The organism is Lichenibacterium minor (assembly GCF_004137685.1).
Lineage (GTDB): Bacteria > Pseudomonadota > Alphaproteobacteria > Rhizobiales > Beijerinckiaceae > Lichenihabitans > Lichenihabitans minor.
Map to the genome: position 1 here is coordinate 1 of NZ_QYBB01000141.1, position 1,401 is coordinate 1,401.

1 protein-coding gene is annotated in these 1,401 nt (G+C 59.0%); it reads left to right on the top strand.

Going from position 1 to position 1,401, the window contains the following annotated elements; all coding sequences use genetic code 11:
* Window positions 1-329 precede the first annotated feature (329 nt).
* Window positions 330-1,208 (top strand): patatin-like phospholipase family protein, encoded by an 879-nt coding sequence (locus tag D3273_RS27705; RefSeq protein ID WP_129230263.1) that lies wholly within the window; start codon window positions 330-332, stop codon window positions 1,206-1,208.
* Window positions 1,209-1,401 lie beyond the last annotated feature (193 nt).

Below are 1,401 nucleotides of genomic sequence, written 5' to 3' on the forward strand. Positions count from 1 at the left end.
ACACGGTCTGGGACATGAGCCCCAGACTCGCACATCCCAAACCCGTCGTGAATCATCCGATTGGTTCAGAGCACTAGAGCTGCGCTGAAGGATGAGGAGGAGAGTTTGGCCGACATCGCGGCCAAAGTCGTATTATATAGCCCTGCGACGCGAGGACCCGAAAATTTCGGATCAAAAGTCCCCTCTGCGGTCGGCGTGCCAGAGGGGCGCGGATTTTTCGGGCCTTCAATTTGTACGAGTATAGCTCCGAAACCGCGTTTAGAATGGCCTTCAAACGCCTTCATAGGCAAAGCCTGGAGCGAGTACGTTCTGCATTTAGAGGTTGAAAGATGGAAATCGCGAGTAGGCGTGCGTTGGTCTTGGGTGGCGGTGGTGTCGCCGGCATAGCCTGGATGACGGGTCTGCTGCTAGGCTTGAGTGAGGAGGGTGTAAACCTACGTGCTGCTTGTGACACCCTGATCGGCACCTCGGCAGGCTCGACCGTCGCCGCGCAGATTGCAGGTGACACGCCGCTCGACGATCTCTTTCGGCGACAGGTCGATCCCGCTCGACAAGTCGCAGAGCTCACGCCGGAGCCGCACCTTCTCGAACTCGTCGGTAATGTCCTGCCGGTTTTGTTCAAGCTTGCTGATCCGATCGAACGGACGCGGCGGATCGGCGACCTCGCAGCCAACACGACAACGGTGCCCGAGACCGTACGGCGCGAGGTGATTGCTGCGCGCCTCCCGGTACACGTCTGGCCCAACCGGGACTTGAAGATCGTAGCAGTAGACATTGCAACAGGAGAGTCTCGGATTTTCGACCGCCTATCCGGGATCGACATGGTAGATGCGGTAGCGGCTAGCTGTGCTGTCCCCGGCATGTGGCCACCTGTCAGCATCGGCGACAGCCGTTACATGGATGGTGGAATTCGCTCGTCGGACAATGTCGACCTCGCCGCAGGATGCACGATTGTTATCGTTCTATCACCATTTGGTGCCGAAGGTATATCACGGTCGGGCAACCCTGGCCTGCCCGCCCAAGTTGCGGTTTTGCAACAAGGTGGCGCTCGGGTTCGTATCGTCGAACCCGACGGCTCAGCTCGCAAAGCGATCGGTCATAATCCGCTGTCTCCAGATACCCGGCTGCCTTCTGCCGAAGCCGGTCGGGCGCAGGGGCGTGCAATTGCGACTGATATTGCCGACTTGATAAACTTGCACTTACTATAGACGAATGAGGCATTTGGGTTTTCGAATATCGCCGGCCGTAGCGGCACTCTGATTGGGTTAAGCCTATACTGCACCGTCCCAGGCCATGCTGGCCGGGGCAGCCCTCTGGTCCAGATTGGGTGTACCCATAGCGAACCGCCTGGGACGGTCCGTCGAAGCGCGGCCGTGCCGGTTCCCTATCAGACGGTGTGGC